General features: G+C 53.4%; 14 protein-coding genes. 7 read left to right on the top strand and 7 right to left on the bottom strand.

Translation table 11 applies throughout. The annotated features are described in order from the left end of the window. Positions 1-83: 83 nt before the first annotated feature. The 3 genes from cysK (at position 84) to ACYVC2_RS23720 (ending at position 4,464) form a co-directional block, all read left to right on the top strand. Positions 84-992: a cysteine synthase A gene (cysK, locus tag ACYVC2_RS23730; RefSeq protein ID WP_461106426.1), complete on the top strand. Its 909-nt coding sequence runs from the start codon at positions 84-86 to the stop codon at positions 990-992. Between the two features lie 25 nt (positions 993-1,017). After that, complete coding sequence (locus ACYVC2_RS23725) at positions 1,018-1,887, top strand: YitT family protein (protein WP_461106424.1); 870 nt, start codon at positions 1,018-1,020, stop codon at positions 1,885-1,887. A gap of 147 nt (positions 1,888-2,034) precedes the next feature. Beyond that, positions 2,035-4,464 carry an outer membrane beta-barrel protein gene (locus tag ACYVC2_RS23720; protein ID WP_461106422.1) on the top strand — a complete coding sequence of 810 codons (2,430 nt, stop codon included), beginning with the start codon at positions 2,035-2,037 and terminating at the stop codon, positions 4,462-4,464. Positions 4,465-4,550: 86 nt separating this feature from the next. Here the strand turns inward: ACYVC2_RS23720 and ACYVC2_RS23715 are convergent, their stop codons facing one another. The 3 genes from ACYVC2_RS23715 to ACYVC2_RS23705 all read right to left on the bottom strand — a co-directional run bounded on the left by ACYVC2_RS23715 (position 4,551) and on the right by ACYVC2_RS23705 (position 6,670). Further along, positions 4,551-5,147: a TetR/AcrR family transcriptional regulator gene (locus tag ACYVC2_RS23715; RefSeq protein ID WP_461106420.1), complete on the bottom strand. Its 597-nt coding sequence runs from the start codon at positions 5,145-5,147 to the stop codon at positions 4,551-4,553. A 217-nt stretch (positions 5,148-5,364) separates the two neighbouring features. Beyond that, positions 5,365-6,120: a class I SAM-dependent methyltransferase gene (locus ACYVC2_RS23710; protein ID WP_461106418.1), complete on the bottom strand. Its 756-nt coding sequence runs from the start codon at positions 6,118-6,120 to the stop codon at positions 5,365-5,367. A gap of 82 nt (positions 6,121-6,202) precedes the next feature. Continuing rightward, positions 6,203-6,670 (bottom strand): redoxin domain-containing protein, encoded by a 468-nt coding sequence (locus ACYVC2_RS23705; protein WP_461106416.1) that lies wholly within the window; start codon positions 6,668-6,670, stop codon positions 6,203-6,205. Positions 6,671-6,774: 104 nt separating this feature from the next. Here ACYVC2_RS23705 and ACYVC2_RS23700 point away from each other — a divergent pair, with 104 nt between their 5' ends. Further along, positions 6,775-7,701, top strand: a complete 927-nt coding sequence (locus tag ACYVC2_RS23700; RefSeq protein WP_461106414.1) for an ROK family protein — start codon at positions 6,775-6,777, stop codon at positions 7,699-7,701. Positions 7,702-7,779: 78 nt separating this feature from the next. Here the strand turns inward: ACYVC2_RS23700 and ACYVC2_RS23695 are convergent, their stop codons facing one another. Together ACYVC2_RS23695 and ACYVC2_RS23690 are read right to left on the bottom strand one after the other, a co-directional pair. Then, complete coding sequence (locus ACYVC2_RS23695; protein ID WP_461106412.1) at positions 7,780-10,437, bottom strand: TonB-dependent receptor; 2,658 nt, start codon at positions 10,435-10,437, stop codon at positions 7,780-7,782. Positions 10,438-10,596: 159 nt separating this feature from the next. Beyond that, the gene (locus ACYVC2_RS23690; protein WP_461106410.1) at positions 10,597-11,340 is read right to left on the bottom strand and encodes an SOS response-associated peptidase; all 744 of its coding nucleotides are present in this window, start codon (positions 11,338-11,340) and stop codon (positions 10,597-10,599) included. A gap of 277 nt (positions 11,341-11,617) precedes the next feature. Here ACYVC2_RS23690 and ACYVC2_RS23685 point away from each other — a divergent pair, with 277 nt between their 5' ends. From ACYVC2_RS23685 to ACYVC2_RS23675, 3 genes are all read left to right on the top strand, one after another. Then, positions 11,618-11,965 carry a nuclear transport factor 2 family protein gene (locus ACYVC2_RS23685; RefSeq protein ID WP_461106409.1) on the top strand — a complete coding sequence of 116 codons (348 nt, stop codon included), beginning with the start codon at positions 11,618-11,620 and terminating at the stop codon, positions 11,963-11,965. A gap of 67 nt (positions 11,966-12,032) precedes the next feature. Then, the gene (locus ACYVC2_RS23680; RefSeq protein WP_461106407.1) at positions 12,033-12,683 is read left to right on the top strand and encodes a pyridoxamine 5'-phosphate oxidase family protein; all 651 of its coding nucleotides are present in this window, start codon (positions 12,033-12,035) and stop codon (positions 12,681-12,683) included. Positions 12,684-12,765: 82 nt separating this feature from the next. Further along, a complete protein-coding gene (locus ACYVC2_RS23675; RefSeq protein ID WP_461106405.1) occupies positions 12,766-13,266 on the top strand; it encodes a DUF4385 domain-containing protein in 501 nt (166 codons plus the stop codon). Between the two features lie 6 nt (positions 13,267-13,272). Here the strand turns inward: ACYVC2_RS23675 and ACYVC2_RS23670 are convergent, their stop codons facing one another. Further along, a complete protein-coding gene (locus tag ACYVC2_RS23670) occupies positions 13,273-14,367 on the bottom strand; it encodes a hybrid sensor histidine kinase/response regulator (protein ID WP_461106403.1) in 1,095 nt (364 codons plus the stop codon). 57 nt (positions 14,368-14,424) lie between these two features. Next, the gene (locus tag ACYVC2_RS23665) at positions 14,425-16,458 is read right to left on the bottom strand and encodes a sensor histidine kinase (protein ID WP_461106401.1); all 2,034 of its coding nucleotides are present in this window, start codon (positions 16,456-16,458) and stop codon (positions 14,425-14,427) included. Positions 16,459-16,998 lie beyond the last annotated feature (540 nt).

The following is a 16,998-nucleotide window of genomic DNA, read 5'->3' as shown; positions in this document are numbered from 1 at the left end:
CAATCGACTCCTACTCCGAACTAAAATCTAAACGCCTGCCGATAAAACGAATGGCTGGCACCTAACCACTATTAACTCTTTTCATGAAAGCAACCACGATTCTCGATACCATCGGCCAGACCCCCCATGTACGCATAAATCGGCTATTTCCGGGTTATGAAGTCTGGACAAAACTCGAACGGGCCAATCCGGGTGCGAGCATTAAAGACCGCATAGCGCTGGCGATGGTCGAAGAAGCCGAAGCGCAGGGCCTGCTCAATACTGAAAGCACCATTATTGAACCGACTTCGGGAAACACGGGCATTGGCCTGGCAATGGTGGCTGCGGTGAAAGGCTACAAACTGATTCTGGTGATGCCCGAATCGATGAGCGTTGAACGACGAAAAATTATGGCGGCTTACGGCGCCGAATTCGACCTGACACCCCGCGAGCGAGGCATGAAAGGAGCCATCGAACGGGCGCATGAACTGGTAGCCCAAACGCCGGGGGCCTGGATGCCCCAACAGTTCGAGAACCCCGCCAACGTCGATATCCATATCCGCACCACCGCTCAGGAAATTTTAACTGACTTCCCCGAAGGGTTCGACGCGCTGATTACCGGGGTCGGAACGGGTGGCCACATTACCGCCGTCGGGCAGGTGCTCAAACAACAGTTTCCGAAGATGAAAGTCTATGCCGTCGAGCCGGAGCTGTCGCCGGTTATCAGCGGTGGGGCTCCGGGACCTCACCCCATTCAGGGCATTGGCGCGGGGTTTATTCCCCAAAATCTGAACACCGACGTCCTCGATGGCACTATTCAGGTGAGCAAAGAAGAAGCCTACGACATGGCGCGCCGTTCAGCGAAAGAAGAAGGCACTTTTGTGGGTATTTCGTCGGGAGCATCGCTGGCGGCCGTCGCGAAAAAACTCCGGGATCTTCCGCCCGGCAGCCGAATTCTGACTTTTTGCTACGACACCGGCGAACGTTATCTGTCTATCGAGGGGTTGTATTGATAGCCAGCTGACCAAATTTCCACCGATGATTCAACAGTCTCCCTATTACCGCCCTGTTAAAGATATTGCTTTCATGATTGCCGGGGTGCTCAGTGCCGGGCTGGGCATCAAAGGCTTTCTAACCTCGAGTCATTTCATCGACGGGGGGGTTACGGGAGTTTCCATGCTTCTGGCTACTCTCTTCGAAATACCCCTGCCGATCTGGCTGTTGCTGATCAACCTGCCTTTCATCGGACTGGGCTACCGGCAGTTTGGTCGGCAGTTCGCCTTAAAGAGTACCGTTGCGATTGCCGGTCTGTCGCTTAGCCTGGCCGTGATTCCTTATCCCGACGTAACGCCCGATTTATTACTGACAGCGGTATTCGGCGGTTTTTTCATTGGCGCTGGTATTGGCCTGGCCATGCGCGGGGGCGCCGTACTCGATGGGACCGAAATTGCCGCCCTGCTGATTAGCCGGAGTACGCCCCTGCTGAAAGTCAGCGATGTTATTCTGCTCCTCAACTTACTGATCTTCGGCGCGGCCGCTTTTTTTCTGGGTATAAGCCCGGCTCTTTACTCCATGATTACGTATTTCGCGGCTTCCAAAACCGTCGATTTCGTCATCCACGGAATCGAAGAATACACGGCTATTCTGATCATTTCCAAAAACCCAGCCCCTATTCAGCAGCGCATCATCGATAAAGGATGGGGCGTAACACTCTTAAAAGGGCAGGGTGGCTATGGCAAACACGGTAGTCATCAGGAAAACGATACGGTTTTATACACTGTCATTACCCGGCTGGAAATCAGCAGAATGCGCTCGATCGTCCTGGAAATCGACCCCAACGCCTTTATCATTCAGCACAGCGTCGACGACGTAGCGGGAGGCAAAGTTAAAACCTTGCCGATGCATTAAGTCGTCCTATACTGCCTGAAAGTTACTTTTATTCCCTCTCCATTAATACTCATTTTAGGCCGTTTGTGGAGAATTGCCGCGCTGCCGAAATCGGTTCGGGTCTTTTGCCCGACATCGATTTTTTTCGCAACCTAAACGCAGTCCGGTATGAGGCATCCACTACGCATCTGTCTGTTTTTCGTTGTGCTCCTGACCGGGGGCACCTTTGTTTTCGCCAAAAACGGCCCTGTAGTCTCCGGTATCGTACGCAACACCGAAGGCGCAACCATCGAATTTGCTACGATCGCTTTACACAGGGCTACCGATTCGGTTGTTGTCAAAACTGAGTTTAGTGATGCCGGCGGTGCCTTTCGGTTCGATCAGCTTCCTGCCGGGAATTATTTTGTTTCGGCCTCGCAGGTCGGCTTCGAGCGGGCTCATACGGCGGTTTTCGCGCTATCTTCAGCCGATCACACCCTTCCACCGATTCAGTTGAAGGCCAGCAGTAAAACCCAGTTGACGGAAGTGACCGTACAGGCCCGCAAACCGCTTTTCGAACGCGAAGTCGACCGGATCGTCGTCAATGTAGACGGTAGTCCACTCAGCGCCGGGGCTACCTCCCTGGAAATTCTCAGCCGATCGCCGGGGGTTACGATCGATCAGAACGATAATCTGGCTCTTCGTGGCAAACAGGGGGTTCTGGTACTGATCGACGGGAAGCGCGTGCCGATGTCGGGAACGGAACTGGGTGAGATGTTGCGGGCGCTTCCGGCCAACTCCATCGAAAAGATTGAACTGATCACTAACCCGCCAGCCAAATACGACGCAGCCGGCAGCGCCGGGATCATTGCCATCAACCTGAAGAAAGACAGCCGTCAGGGTACGAACGGAAGCGCCACGGCCAGCTACGGCTACGGTCGGTATTACAAGCTCACCAGCGGGCTCTCGCTCAACCACCGGCACAAAAAACTGAATACTTTCGGCAACTACACGTATAGCGACCGCAATGTGTTCAGTCAGTTGACGCTCCATCGGAATTTTTACCAGAAGAGTCAGTTTGTCGGCAGCAGCGATCAGGATAATATTGGCAAAACGCAGTACTTCTCACATACCTACCGGGCAGGGGTCGATTATTCGCTTTCCAAACGAACGCTCGTGGGGGCCGTTGTCAATGGACTGGTGATGAATGCCGAAGCGCACATTCCGAATACTACCCAGACCTTCGACGAGCAGGGCAACCTGCAATCCAGCTACCAGTCGGCCAACCGCCGAAACCTCTCCGTTCCGAATATCGCGGCAAACCTGAACCTGAAACACAACCTCGACTCGACCGGCAACCGCGAACTCACCGCCGACGTCGACTTTGCGCATTACGAAACCCATAGACTCCAGAATCTGGCCACGACATTTACGGTCCCCGTGCAACCGCCGACCACGCTGGATGGCAAGCTGAACGGGGGCCTGAATATCAGTTCCGTCAAAGCCGACTACACCCATAAGCTTCCAAAGCAGGGGCGGCTGGAAGCGGGCGTAAAAATAAGCCGGGTACATTCCGATAATGATGTGTTGTTTACGAACATCCGCGAAGGAATCAGCGTGATCGACACCGGAAAGTCGAACCAGTTTCAGTACGATGAAAATATCAACGCGGCTTACCTCAACGTCAGCACGACGGTTGGCAAAACATCGCTCCAGCTGGGACTACGCGGTGAACAGACAAACGCGACGGGCTTGCAGGTGATCGGTAACGCCGGGTTCGAGCGGCACTATTTCCAGCTATTTCCGAGCGTATTCGTCAAACGAACGCTGTCGAAAACGCATGACATGAGCCTGTCGCTTAGCCGCCGGATCGACCGGCCAACTTACAACCAGTTGAATCCGTTCCGGGCGTATATCGACGCCACTACGTATTTTTCGGGCAACCCGTCGCTGTTTCCGCAGTCGAGCTACAACATCGAACTGACGCACACCTACAAGCAAAAATTTATTACCTCGATCAGCTACAGCCGTACCGACCAGCCGATCATCAGCGTCATTCAGCCCGCACCCGAAGGCAACCGACAGGCGGTGTCGACGTTCCAGAACCTGACCCGTTCGGATTACTACGGCTTTACCCTGACGGTTCCGGCCCAACCGACACGCTGGTGGACGATGGACAACAACGTAGTGGCTTATTACAACCTGTTTATTGGCGACCTGGCGGGAACCTCCCTGGACAAAGGGCTCCCGGCATTCACGCTCAACAGCACGAATACGTTTTCACTTGGTCGGGGCTGGACAGCCGACCTGACGGGCAATTACCAGTCGCGCCAGTTATACGGCTTTCTGGACATTCGGCCGCTTGGGCAGCTTAACCTGGGCCTGCAGAAAACCATGTTCAACAAAAAAGGAACCCTTAAGCTGAACGTAACCGACATTTTCTACACCAGTCCAACCAGTGCCTTGTCTACCTACGCTAACTACGTCGAACAGTTTTATCAGCGGCAGGACACGCGGGTAGCGACGGCTTCGTTCACGTACCGCTTTGGCAACGACAACCTGTCTCCTTCACGCCGACGGGCAGGCGGAGCTGAAGACGAAAAACGGCGGGCGGGGTGAGCGGCAAAGGGCATCGGGGTAAGGGCATTGGGGGTAGAGTGATTTCGCCCTAGCCCCAAAGCCCTTACCCCCATACCCTTTGCTAACTACCCCCGTAGGCCAGAAACAAACCGGCGCATGGTTTCGCGGTAGACTTGCTCGGATTGATCGAGCGGCTGTTCGTCTTTGAGCAACATCGCCAGCATGATCATCCCGTGCGAAACCGACCACCACTGGAAGTACAGCCGTTTGATGGTTTCCTTCGATTTGGGGATAAATGAATAAATGGTTTCGCAGACAGCATGGCTAACCGCCTGCATCGCTTCGGATTGATAGACGGGCAGCGTACAGTAGGCCCCGTCCAGGTTATACATCACCTGGTAAATTTCGGGTTGCTGACGGGCGAACTGCCATTGGATAATCGAAATTTCGAAAAGCCGCTTCTCAGGATCGCGGTATAATTTCAGAATGCGGTCGTACTCCTGCTGCAGATGACGAAATCCTTCGGAGCGGATCTCATCCAGCAATACGTCTTTACTATCGAAGTATTCGTAGACGACAGGAGCGCTATAATCAATCGCATCAGCGATTTTACGAATCGAAACAGCTTGCCAGCCTTCGCGACTGGCGATGGCTTTGGCAGTATTGACGATGCCGGAACGGGTTTGCTCACGGCTTCGCAGTTTCCGTTCTATAGTTTGCATAGGAGTAGGTTATCAGTCGGCAGTTAACGGTGTTAAATATTCTGTAAAGTTCGTATTTATAGCGGGATATGGAAAACATTCTATTGAATTTATCAAAAAATCAAAGGGCTCCTTTTCTTAATCCCATAATCAAGTAAAGGTTAAATCCGCATCGTCCCGTAGAAATCTACTTAACGGATGCAATTCGCTTCATAAGTTTATTTTTGACTATTCGCTGTTAATTACGCTCGGCCAGAATCCATACCGCTTCGTCGCCCAGTACATAAGACTCTCCTTCTGGAGTTCCGTAACAGGCCAGGATCGAAAGGCCGGTTTCCGCAAAAAAATGGCGCAATTCGGCCAGGGTGTAAATGTAGTGCTGGGCGGTGCGGGTCTGTAGTTCTCCCTTGTGTATATAGGTAAGGTGGGATTCGATCCGGCTTTCGAGCGGATCATAGGTATTCTCGACCAGAAAAAGGATGTCGTCGCCGACGGGTTGCCAGTTTCGGCCCTGATAGTCGGGCAGAACCGATTCAGCTACCATTTCCGTATGAGCCAGAAAGCGGCCGCCAGGTCGTAGCAGGCCGGCAATTTTCGTCAGTAACAGGAGCATATCGGTCCGCGGAAAAAAGCTGAAGCTATTGCCCAGGCAATAAGCGGCATCAAAAGATGCCGGCCCGCGGAGCTCGGCTTCTGGTAAACTCAGAAAATCGCCGACGACCGCCTGCATCGCTATGTTTCCGGCTTTGGCAACGGCCGTCAGTTCATCGATATACTCCGGGGAAATATCGACACCTGTTAGGCGGGCACCCATTCGGGCCAGCGGCAGGGCGTGCCGACCATAGCCACAGAAGACATCCAGCAGTCGATCGCCAGGACCAAAATCGAGCGTGTCGACCAGTAGTTCGAGTTCGCGCTGAGTCTGTTCCTCGGTCTGGGCTGCCTTCCAGGCGGTTTGTGGTAATCCATGGAAAAAACTATGATACCAGGCCATGTGTTGACTGATGAGTTTACTGCCCTACCGCCCCGTCGGATACGAATACCAAATCTATCCGATCGGGGCGGTCGGTACTACCTTAATTCAGTGAGGTGAGCGTTTGCTGGATGGCCTGGAAATTGGGAACGTCGCTGGCTTTTTCGAGGACTTCGGCGTATTGGATGACGCCATCGCGGTCGACAACGAAGGCCGACCGTTTGCTGACTCCTTTCAGATTCATGACAAATGTTTCGTAGTAGGTATCGTAGGTCTGCGAAACTTCTTTGTTGAAATCGGACAGCAAATCGAATGGGAGATGCTGTTCTTCTTTAAATTTAGCCAGCGTAAACGGCGAATCGACGGAGATACCGACTACCTGAGCGTTCAGATCGGCATAGGTACCGATGTTGTCGCGCATTTCACACAGTTCAGCGGTACAAACGCTGGTGAACGCCATCGGGAAAAACAGGATAATCAGGTTGTTACCCCGAAAGTTCTGCAGGGAAACTTCGTTTCGATCGGTATTAAACAGCGTGAAATCGGGCGCTTTCTGACCAGGTGTTAACATGCTCGACGATTGAATACAGGATGATTAATGAGTTTTTAACTACAAACTTACACGCTGAATTGTTTTAAAGCTTAATTCGTAAACCTTAAACCTTTTCTTACTCTATGCAGACATACTGGGGTATCGATTTGGGGGGGACTAAAATTGAAGGCGTTGTGCTTTCGGCCCCCTCGCCCGATGCCGTTATCATTCGAAAGCGTATTGATACCGAAGCCCATAAAGGCTACGACCACATCCTGAGTCAACTGGTTCGGCTCATCGAGATGCTCAAAGCTGAAACGGGTTCGACTCCGGGCCGAATTGGTTTCAGTACACCCGGCACGTTCGACCCGGCCCGGCAGGCCATGAAAAACAGCAATACCACCGTACTGAACGGCAAGCCGCTCAAGCAGGACCTGACCCGGCTCCTGAACCTGCCCATCGAAGTGGCGAACGACGCCAACTGCTTTGCCCTGGCCGAAGCGACAATGGGTATCGTACCCGATGTGCTTCCGGCCTATCAAACGGTTTTTGGCGTCATTATGGGAACCGGCGTTGGGGGTGGCATTGTGGTGCGCGCCAAAGGCAAGGAAAAACGTCCGTTTATTCTGAATGGATTACAGGGCATCGGGGGCGAATGGGGTCATAATATCCTCGAAGAGAACGGACATGCCTGCTATTGTGGAAAACGGGGCTGCGTCGAACAGGTTATTTCGGGGCCTGCCCTCCAGCGGTATTACAAGCAGATTAGCGGGGAGGACCTCCTCATGCAGGAAATCATGAGTCGCTATCAGCAGGGCAACGACCTGGTTGCCAGCCAGACCGTCAACCGCATGCTCGAATACTTCGGCCGGGGCATTGCCGTCATTATCAACATCCTGGACCCCGACGCCATCGTGCTGGGCGGGGGGCTGGGCAACATCGATCTCCTCTACACCGAAGGGCTCGCCCGGGCCCGGAAATACGTGTTCAACAGCCGCCAGATCAACACCCGCTTTTTGAAACCCAAACTGGGCGACAGTGCCGGCGTTTTCGGCGCAGCGATGTTGTAGGGCAAAGGGCATGGGGGTAAGGGTAGAGAGTCAGTGTAGTCCTGGTTCTCTGCCCTTACCCCCATGCCCTTTGCTACACTACCTCGGCCGAGCGCCACCGCGATTACCACCCTGCGCTGGCTGCTGTTGTGGCTGATCACCGCCCCCTTCACCGCTCTTGACGTCGTCATTGTCGACCGAACGACCGCGTTTACGCTGCGGCTGATCGAAGCTGAGCTTGCCGAATTTGTAGCTGAAATTTACCCGAACCCCGGCGTTGTATAAGCTGGTCCGGCTGTTTTGGGTAAAGATCGGTGAGGCTGATTCCGACCGGACGGTAAACGGGTTGTTGAAGAAATTTTCGCCTGCAATGCCGAAGCTGCCGCGTTTGTCCTTCAGGTCTTTTTTCAGGCCAAGGCTATAGAACGCAAAGCCGCCCTGATAACCCTGCAACTGAATCTGTCGGCCCCGAATAAACCCGAAGCCCTGAAGTCCCCAGCCGTTTTTCAGCGTCAGGTTCGTAAAGAACCGGCCTGTGACCACCCAGCCCGAGTTCGTCGCCTGGTAGATCGATGAGTTGCTGTTGTTGGTCAGGTACGAATAATACAGGTCGAACCCTCCGCCAATCTGCCATTTCGAGAACAGGGTCGCATTTCCGAAAATATTGGTCCCGTAGGCCGATTCCCGACCGATGTTCAGGTAAGTGGTGCGGATCACCTGAGCCAGCGCGGGGTTGTTGACTTGCCCGATGCTCGACCTTACCGTGTCACGAACGCTGGTGATGGAATTATTCGTCTGCCGGGCAAAGAGCGATACGTTCAGGTAAACACTTTTTACGTAAGCGCTGGTAGCCAGCTCAAAATTGTCGGTCAATTCAGGCGATAAGTATGGGTTTCCCTGGGTAATGTTGGTTGGGTTGGAGGTATTGATGTTCGGGTTCAGAAACTGAATGCCCGGCCGCTGCAGGCGTCGGTTATAAGCCAGCTTGACGGTCTTTCCTCCTTTCAGCGTTTTCGAAATATTGATACTGGGAACCAGGTTGTTATAGCTCGGTATTCCCAGGTCCTGCCCCGCTTTTACACTCTGATCGCCAGTCTGATTCTGACTGTAATTGGCATTGATCGAGGTGTGCTCATAGCGTGTACCGGCCTTGATGGTGTACTTATTTTTGGTCGTCAGGGTATAGGATACGTAGCCCGCGCCGATGGTTTGGTCGTAATGCAGGGTATTGGCCGTCCGGGTCGGGTCGGTCTGGAAGTCACTGGAGCCCGTGGCGATGTTGTAGCTGTAGGCACTTTCGACCTCCCGGAAGATTCCTTTTCCACCCATTTCCAGCAGTTGATTCTTCCCGATAGGCGTCTGATAGTCGCCCTGAATCGTACTTTCCTGGTTGAAGCTGTTGTTCAGGTTCTGCTGCCGCGAGGCAATGGTCGAAAAATCCGCATTGCTCAGGATGTCGGCCGTAAAATCGTTGTTGCGGTTGTTGCGGCTGTATTGAGTCGACACGCTCAGCTCCTGCTGCGGCTTGAACGTCCGGGTATAATCGATGTTGGCATCGACCGTTCCCGACAGATCCTTGGTCAGCACGTTCCGGTCGGAAACAATCGGAAAATAAGCGTTTGGCGAAACCGTCCGGGTAATGAAATTATCCTGATTCGAGTAGTTGTTACGGGCGCCGTAGCGCAGACTCGCCGTGATGGCGCTGTTCTTGCTGATATCGTAATCCCAACCCAGCGTATATTGCCCAAACAGGCCGTGGTTGCGCGTATCGGCGGTCTGGTCGGTGGTTGTAACGCTGTTGTTGGCGCCAAACGTGCGCTGGGTATTGGCGAAGCTACCCACCACATTGTAGTTGGCCCGCCCAAAGCCGCTCAGGCTGAAACCCATCTTGCCCGTCCGTAAATTTCCGTTCAGACCCAAGTTCGACCCGCGGTTTCCGACCCCCGTATCGAGGTTCAGGGTAAAGCCCTGCAGGGTCGTTTTCTTGGTGATGATGTTGATGATTCCGGCGGAGCCTTCTGCATCGTACTTGGCCGAAGGCGAGGTAATCACTTCAACAGTCTTGATCATATCGGCCGGAATCTGCTTCAGCGCATCGGCCACGCTGCTGGCAACAATCGTACTGGGTTTGTTGTTGATCAGCACCCGAACGTTGCTGCTGCCGCGCAGGCTGACGTTCCCGTCCAGATCGACCGACAGCAGCGGCACTTTGCGCATGACATCGGTAGCATCGCCCCCTTTGGCCGTAATGTCCTTATCGGCGTTGTACACCAGTCGGTCTACTTTTTCCTCGACCAGGGAAGCCTGTCCCACCACTTCCACTTCTTTCAGGGTCCGAACGTCGGCAGCCAGTTTCACCGGGCCCAGATCGACGTCGCCTTTCCGGTTTAGTTTTACGCTCGAAATGGTTTTGTTGCGGTAACCCACGAACGAGATCAATAGCTGAAAATCGCCCTCAGGTAATTTGTTCAGGGTAAACTTCCCCTTATCATCGGCCACCGTACCGTCGATGGGTTTCTTTGTTTTACTATCGACGAGGGCAATACTGGCAAACTCAACTGGTTTGCCACTGGTCGAATCGATGACCGTACCGGTTAGTTTAGCATTGCCACGGGGCGAGTCGTCGGAAGCCGTGCCGGGAATGGCAGCCGGCCGTTGTTGCCCACCACCGGGGATGGTCGGAAACTGAGCCCAACCCTTACCGGCAGTCATCAGCAACGATGAACCAATCAGCAGAGAAAATAAAGATTTTTTCATAATCGGGAGCGGCCCACCGCGCAGGTCGGACGCAAAATGCAAGATGTTAGGTTAGTGACCCCGGAAAGACAACCGAGTTGACCAAATTTCGGGACAAAAAGCCCGTTCATCGAAATTTATACACAAACGGGTTGCTGCCGGGACAAGCGGTTTTGTTTTTCAGGCAAACAGTTGAGGCATTTGGCTCAGTTCCGGATATGTCGAGGGAGCCAGCACTTCCTGTACATCGGTAGGCTCCGTTCGCGACGTAATGCGTTTGCTGATGCTGTAGCTGTGCATTCGTTTGGCAGGATACTGTGCTGTCAGCAGTTTCACGGCTTCATCTTCGTTCAGATCGTCGTGGAGCCAGCGTTGCTCGGCTTCGGCCGTCAACACGCAGGGCATTCGTTTTTTCGAATTATGGATAGCCGCCAGCAGCGGATTGGCGTCGGTTGTCAGCAGCGTATACGTCGTCGTTATCTCACCGGTTTCAGGGTCGGCCCAGTCGTCCCACAAGCCTGCAATCGAGGCAATTTTCTGATCGCTCGTACTGATGTAAAACGGAAACTTCTTACTTCCCATCGTGTGCCATTCGTAAAAACCCGTTACCGGAATCAGGCAGCGATTGCCTGCTTTGGCCGATGACCGAAACGAAGGCTTGTCGTAGATCGTTTCGGAGCGGGCGTTGATGGTTCGGGTCCGCATCTCCATGGCGTCGTCCGGGGTTTTGGTCCAGTGCGGAATCAAACCCCAGTGCATCATCTGAAATTGGCCGGGTTGCTGATGGGTCAGGATCGGCCAGGTCGGAAACTGATACGCATTGGCATGATACACCGGCTGAAAATGGGCGGCAGTCGGCATAGCGGCTTCGTAGCGGGTTTCAAGTTCCTGAGCCGTTACGGCAAGCGATTTATGAAAACACATAAACTAAATACGTTTAGAGGTTGCAACCCTTTGCGTCGATTCGGGCCACGGTTTCGATGGCGCTCAAACAAACCGTAGTCCGAATCGACGCAAGTGTATAAGTTATATGCAGGATAAACCATTAAAATGCGCTTTCGGTTAGGGGTACTTAGGGAAATAACCCAGGTTGGTTTTCATCTCAGCTACAGCCGATAAAATCTCAATGCATACCGACACTATTACTGGCTTCGAGCTACGTTTTTTGGGGTAAAATTCACCAAAGAAATACGCGTCCAGTATGACAAACCAGCAAATCATCCGGCATGCCTACCAGGCGTTCAATGCCCGAAACATCGATGGCGTACTTACGGTATTACACTCCAACGTCCAGTGGCCCAGGGCCTGGGAAGGCGATCACGTAACTGGTCACGACGCGGTACGCACCTACTGGACCCAGCAATGGCAGGAAATCGACCCCAGCGTAACGCCCGTCGACATTCAGGAAAAACCCAACGGTCAGATCGAAGTGACGGTTCATCAGCTCGTAAAAGACCGGCAGGGCCAGATCCTGGCCGACGAACTGACCAGGCATCTGTACACGATCGACGACGGAAAGATTGTGCGGATGGACATCGGGAAGGCCTGATTTTTGCTCGTATACCGGTAAACAAAAAAAGCCGACAACCCGTTAATATGCCTGATCGAACCGGGTTATGCAGCTTCCTTTACAACCGATATCCCTTCCTGAAGAGCCGGACCAGACAGACGGCGTCAATACACTCACCGGCCTCGAACGCCAGTGCTGGAATCAGCTGAAATCAGTCCTGCGCCGGCGGTCCACTACGGAAGGATTCCATACCATGACTGTGGCGACGAGTACCAGCCGGGGTGCCGATGCCCGCCTGGTAGTGTTGCGGGCGGTCGATGCCATCCATAAATACGTTTGGTTTTATACCGACGCACGGTCCGAAAAGGTACTCCAGCTCGAAGCGTCTCCGATGGCTACCCTGTTGCTCTGGGATTCTAAACGGCAGGTGCAGCTCCGGCTCGTCGTGGAAACCCGGCTGCACACCGACGATTACATTGCCGACGGGCACTGGAAAAAGCTCGGCCTCAGCAGTCGTAAAGCGTATCTGTCCGAAAAAACGCCCGGCAGCGAGCAGCCCCAACCCTACCCTGGCTATCCCGAAGAATGGGTCGATAAGCTTCCCACCCCGGAAGCGAGTGAAGCCGGTCGCGTCAACTTCGCCGTCATCGAGTGTCGGGTGCTGGCGATGGAATACCTCCACCTAAGTCGGAGCGGTCAGCAGCGGGCTTGTTTCCAGTATGAGCCCGAGTCTAAGATGGTATGGCTCGCGCCCTAGTGAATTTGGCCATCGTCCGACAAATTCCTACGTCCGACCCTGGCCATAAGCGGTTATAGCTATTTACCCCAACGACGACGTTATGGCAACCGATAAACAGCCTTTCGACTATTCCATCGATTACCGCCATCTGAACCTGCGCGAACAGCCTGAGCTTTACCGGGTTGGAAAGGGCGAAATGGGTGTACTGCTGGTGCAGCCCTACAAATCCGAGATTCTCCCTCACTGGCGATTCAAAACCCCGGCCATTGCCCGTGAATCGTCGGAGAAAATTTTTCAGCTTTTTCAGGACTACAAAGAAAAAGGCGATTTCATCGGCATGGACATGGCCCGCAAGTTCCTGCAAATGGGCTACACCCGCGCCCGTCGGTACGCCAACCACCGTAGCGGCCAGAAATACGATGGCCCGGTTCCGGCCGACCAGAAAGGTCGCTCGGGTGCGCACGGCCGGGCGCAGCTTCCCAGAGAGGAGGATAGCGAAAAGGCCGAATCGGCCCGGATTTTTTACGGCAAATACCTGGAAGCCCGCGAAGATCCCGATTATAAAGCCCAGAAGAAGGCGTGGCAGCAGAAGTACGGCTGATGGGTTCTAGGCATTGGCAACGAGCAACTCAACCGACACCGTAGTGGGTCCATCAGCAGCGCTGTCAATCATAAGCTGGCCCTGATGCAGTTCGACGAGTTTTTTGGCGATGAACAGGCCGGAGCCAGCTCCCTGCTGCTCGTGTGCGTTTCGCTCGAACTGAGTATACGGACCGATTCCGGCAATGTTTTCTGCCGTAAATCCTTTTCCCGAATTCGTAATGGTCAATCGATACCGCGTTTCCAGTGAATGCCCTTCAATCCGGACAGTACCCGTTGTGGGTGAGAACTTAAGCGCGTTGTCGATCAGCTCTTCCAGCACCTTCCGCAGGTGATCTTCGAAGATACGAACCTCCGCACTCTCGACATCGACGTCTACCCTAGTTTCCCGATCCATCTGCTCGCTGATCGTCACCAGAATCTGATTGACCAGCTCAGCCGACAGGAGCGAGCGGCTTACCGTGCTTAGCGGCTGATCGGCCGGAGCGGGGCGCGTGAGTTCGTTGACCAGCCGGCTGTTATCGAGGGTCCGCTTCAGGCGCAGGCAACTGGTGATCATCATGTCGAGCATGGATTGAGCCTGTTCTTTGTCGAAACTGTCGTAATCATCCCTGAGTAGGTGTGCAAATCCCATAATCCCCGCCAGGGGGGTATTGTATTCGTGGGCCGACACTTTGCCCAACTGATGCCAGTATTTTTCAACCTGCGTCTGCACATCGGCGGTCCGGCGCTTCTCCTGGTCGAGCCGGCTTTCGATGGCGGCCAGCAAATCCCTGATCACCAGTGGCTTGGTCAGGTAGTCATCCGCGCCCAGCACCATACCGCGCCGTACGTACGTCGGGTCGGCTTTGGCGGTCAGAAAAATGAACGGCACCGTGGCCAACGACCGATTGGTCCTAATGGCATCCAGCACCTGATACCCGTCGAGCAGCGGCATCATCACGTCGCACAGAATCAGGTCAGGACGGTTCAGCAGGGCCTGCATGATGCCTTCCCGACCGTTGGCGGCTGTGTCGACGACGTAGCCTTTCAGGGTCAACAATTCAGCCATGTTCTCACGAATCTGGAACTCATCTTCAATCACTAAAAGCTTCGTAGCCATGGGTAAGCGTACTGGTTTAAGGGCTTGACTGGTGGGGAATATAGAATAATTCCCTGATTAACCGGGCAAAGTGAGGGTACAGGTGGTTCCGACATGCTCTTCGCTCTGCACGTCGATTTGCCCACCGTGGAGCATCGCAAACTGACGGGCAATGCCCAGGCCCAGGCCAGACCCCTGCACGTCGGCGGCATTGCTGGCCCGAAAAAAGGAATCGAACAACTGTGCCTGCTCAGCTTTTGGAATACCGATACCGTTGTCGGTCACGCGGATCACCAACTGACACTCACCGAAGGTTAGACTCAACTCAGGATCATCGGCAGAAAATTTAAAAGCATTGGACAACAGATTGATGAGCACATGGGCAATCAGCTGGGCATCCAGCTGCACCCGTCGGGGCGAACCCACGACCTGCATCTCCACCCGTCGTCCATCCTGACGCTCCGAATAATGCGTGCCAATAAGATCGGTAACGAGCTCCACGACATCGACCCACCTCGGATTGTAGTTCACCCGCCCTGCTTCGATCTTCCCGATGGTCAGCACATCCGACAGCAAACTGCTGAAGTTGGCCACCTGCTTTTCAATAATTCCCAGGTGCCGCTCAATGGCTGGCTGCGACTCGCTTTCCACCCGTTCCATATACACCCGGATCAGTTCGACGCTGGACTGGATGGTCGCCAGCGGGGTGCGGAATTCGTGGGAGGCTGTCGTAACGAACCGCGACTTCAGCTTGTTCAGTTCCTGTTCGCGCTGCAATGAATGCTGCAACACCTGTTCAATTTCTTTCTGTTGGGTAATATCGGTGGCCATGCTGACATAGCCCGTTACCGCACCAGCTTCGTCGCGCAGAGCCGTTCGGGTCAGCAGAACCGGGATGTGACGCCCGTCTTTGGTTTCCACAATGCCTTCGTGGGTCTGCCCATCGGGTTTGTAAACGTCGCTCCATGCCGCAGGATCGTTCTGCCCGATCAGTTCATCGGACCGGTAGCCCAGCAACTGTTCGGCCGCCGGATTGAAGGTTCGAATACGACCTTCTTTATCCGTCGAGATGATTGCCATGCCGGCATGATGCAATATCGCCTGCTGAAGCGCCGATAGCTGATACACCTCAGCGGTCCGCTCCGAAACCAGCCGGTTCAGCTCGTCGGAATAGGTGCGGAGCTGTTTTTCGGTTGCTTTGAGCTGGGTTATGTCCTGCGTCGTAAACAGAACCCCATCTCCGCAGGGTGTAAGCATGACGTCGTTCCAGACGATGGTTTGTTCCGACTGGCTGCGCTGGTACTGAAACCGCTGGATTTTCCCGGTCCTGAGCACATCCACCAGCCGATCGAAAAAGCCCTGCACAACGACTTCCGGAAACAGGCTCTTCAGTAGTTGTCCGGTCATCTGGTCGCGGGAGAAGCTGGTTTGCGCGACATCGACCGGGTTGGTAAACACGTACCGAAAATCGACGATTACCTCCTGCTCGCGCACGGCCTGCCAGAAAACCAACCCGATGGGACAGGTATCGACTACCGTTTTCAGCATTTGATTGCTTTCCCAGAGCTCACTATTGAGTTGTTTCAGCGCCTGACCGGCGCGCTCCAGCTGACCTTGGCTCCGCCGTAACTGAAGCTGCGTCACAACCTGACGAGCCAGGGTCTTCAGCACCGTTGCCTGCTCGGGCGAAAGCTGACGAACTTCGTGATCAATGACACACAGGGTTCCCAAGGCCTGCCCTTCCCCATCGACCAGGGGAACCCCGGCGTAAAACACCACGTGCGGATCACCCAGTACCAGCGGGTTTGTTGCAAAGCGTTCATCCGAATGCGCATCCGACACCTCCATCATCCGTTCGGGAGTCTGGATGGCATAATGGCAGAAAGCCAGTTCGCGGGCCGTCTCCCGGATAGCCAGGCCCTGCACCGATTTGAACCACTGCCGGTGATCGTCGAGGAGGGTAATCAGGGAGATTGGCGTTTGACAGATATGAGCCGCTATCTGCGTGATGGCATCGTAGTCTTCTTCGGGTACAGTATCAAGGATATCGTAGCTAGCCAACGCTTCCAGCCGCAACGACTCGGCCGTGGGCTGGAAGGATAATATATCCATGTGGTTGTCGGTCGGCATTAAAGAGGGGAGGTTTCTACCTAACAGATGGTTTATCTAGAACTAATAATAGATCCTTAAGTTGTCTATCTATTTCTCATTGCTGCATAAATATATACTATTAGCAACATCAGACTACAAATTTTTAAATAATACAGCTAATAACTGTTTTTATTAAATATAAAAATGACATTATTATCATAAAATGCCAACTATCTCAATACATGGGCGTCTATATTTAAAACCTTTCGCTAAGTAATAACTGTAATTGACGGATTGGTATAAACCTATTTAACAGAATTTTTTTGGCTCAGACGTAAAAATAGATTCTCCTTACTTTTTTTATAATAAAAACCTGATTATTAATATGTTAGTTTTCATAAAATCCTTAATTTGCTGCCTGATCAGGCCAGCAAAAAACAGATCACTAAGTACATATACGTCTTTTTTACACTAAAAAGGGGCCTACCGAAAAGTAAATAAAAAACCCTAAAAAGGCTTTTTCTCGTACATACCGGTAAACTGACCTATTACTTATGCCGT

The organism is Spirosoma koreense (assembly GCF_054777875.1).
The sequence above is the reverse complement of the archived record's forward strand: the minus strand, read 5'-3'. Positions and strand labels throughout refer to the sequence as shown.

What these genes read in the sequence shown, in the direction of transcription:
- ACYVC2_RS23690 (WP_461106410.1), bottom strand. Translation starts at nt 11,340, where the DNA reads ATGTGTTTTCATAAATCGCTTGCCGTAACGGCTCAGGAACTTGAAACC.
- ACYVC2_RS23715 (WP_461106420.1), bottom strand. Translation starts at nt 5,147, where the DNA reads ATGCAAACTATAGAACGGAAACTGCGAAGCCGTGAGCAAACCCGTTCC.
- ACYVC2_RS23665 (WP_461106401.1), bottom strand. Translation starts at nt 16,458, where the DNA reads ATGGATATATTATCCTTCCAGCCCACGGCCGAGTCGTTGCGGCTGGAA.
- cysK (WP_461106426.1), top strand. Translation starts at nt 84, where the DNA reads ATGAAAGCAACCACGATTCTCGATACCATCGGCCAGACCCCCCATGTA.
- ACYVC2_RS23675 (WP_461106405.1), top strand. Translation starts at nt 12,766, where the DNA reads ATGGCAACCGATAAACAGCCTTTCGACTATTCCATCGATTACCGCCAT.
- ACYVC2_RS23725 (WP_461106424.1), top strand. Translation starts at nt 1,018, where the DNA reads ATGATTCAACAGTCTCCCTATTACCGCCCTGTTAAAGATATTGCTTTC.
- ACYVC2_RS23700 (WP_461106414.1), top strand. Translation starts at nt 6,775, where the DNA reads ATGCAGACATACTGGGGTATCGATTTGGGGGGGACTAAAATTGAAGGC.
- ACYVC2_RS23710 (WP_461106418.1), bottom strand. Translation starts at nt 6,120, where the DNA reads ATGGCCTGGTATCATAGTTTTTTCCATGGATTACCACAAACCGCCTGG.
- ACYVC2_RS23670 (WP_461106403.1), bottom strand. Translation starts at nt 14,367, where the DNA reads ATGGCTACGAAGCTTTTAGTGATTGAAGATGAGTTCCAGATTCGTGAG.
- ACYVC2_RS23680 (WP_461106407.1), top strand. Translation starts at nt 12,033, where the DNA reads ATGCAGCTTCCTTTACAACCGATATCCCTTCCTGAAGAGCCGGACCAG.
- ACYVC2_RS23685 (WP_461106409.1), top strand. Translation starts at nt 11,618, where the DNA reads ATGACAAACCAGCAAATCATCCGGCATGCCTACCAGGCGTTCAATGCC.
- ACYVC2_RS23720 (WP_461106422.1), top strand. Translation starts at nt 2,035, where the DNA reads ATGAGGCATCCACTACGCATCTGTCTGTTTTTCGTTGTGCTCCTGACC.
- ACYVC2_RS23695 (WP_461106412.1), bottom strand. Translation starts at nt 10,437, where the DNA reads ATGAAAAAATCTTTATTTTCTCTGCTGATTGGTTCATCGTTGCTGATG.
- ACYVC2_RS23705 (WP_461106416.1), bottom strand. Translation starts at nt 6,670, where the DNA reads ATGTTAACACCTGGTCAGAAAGCGCCCGATTTCACGCTGTTTAATACC.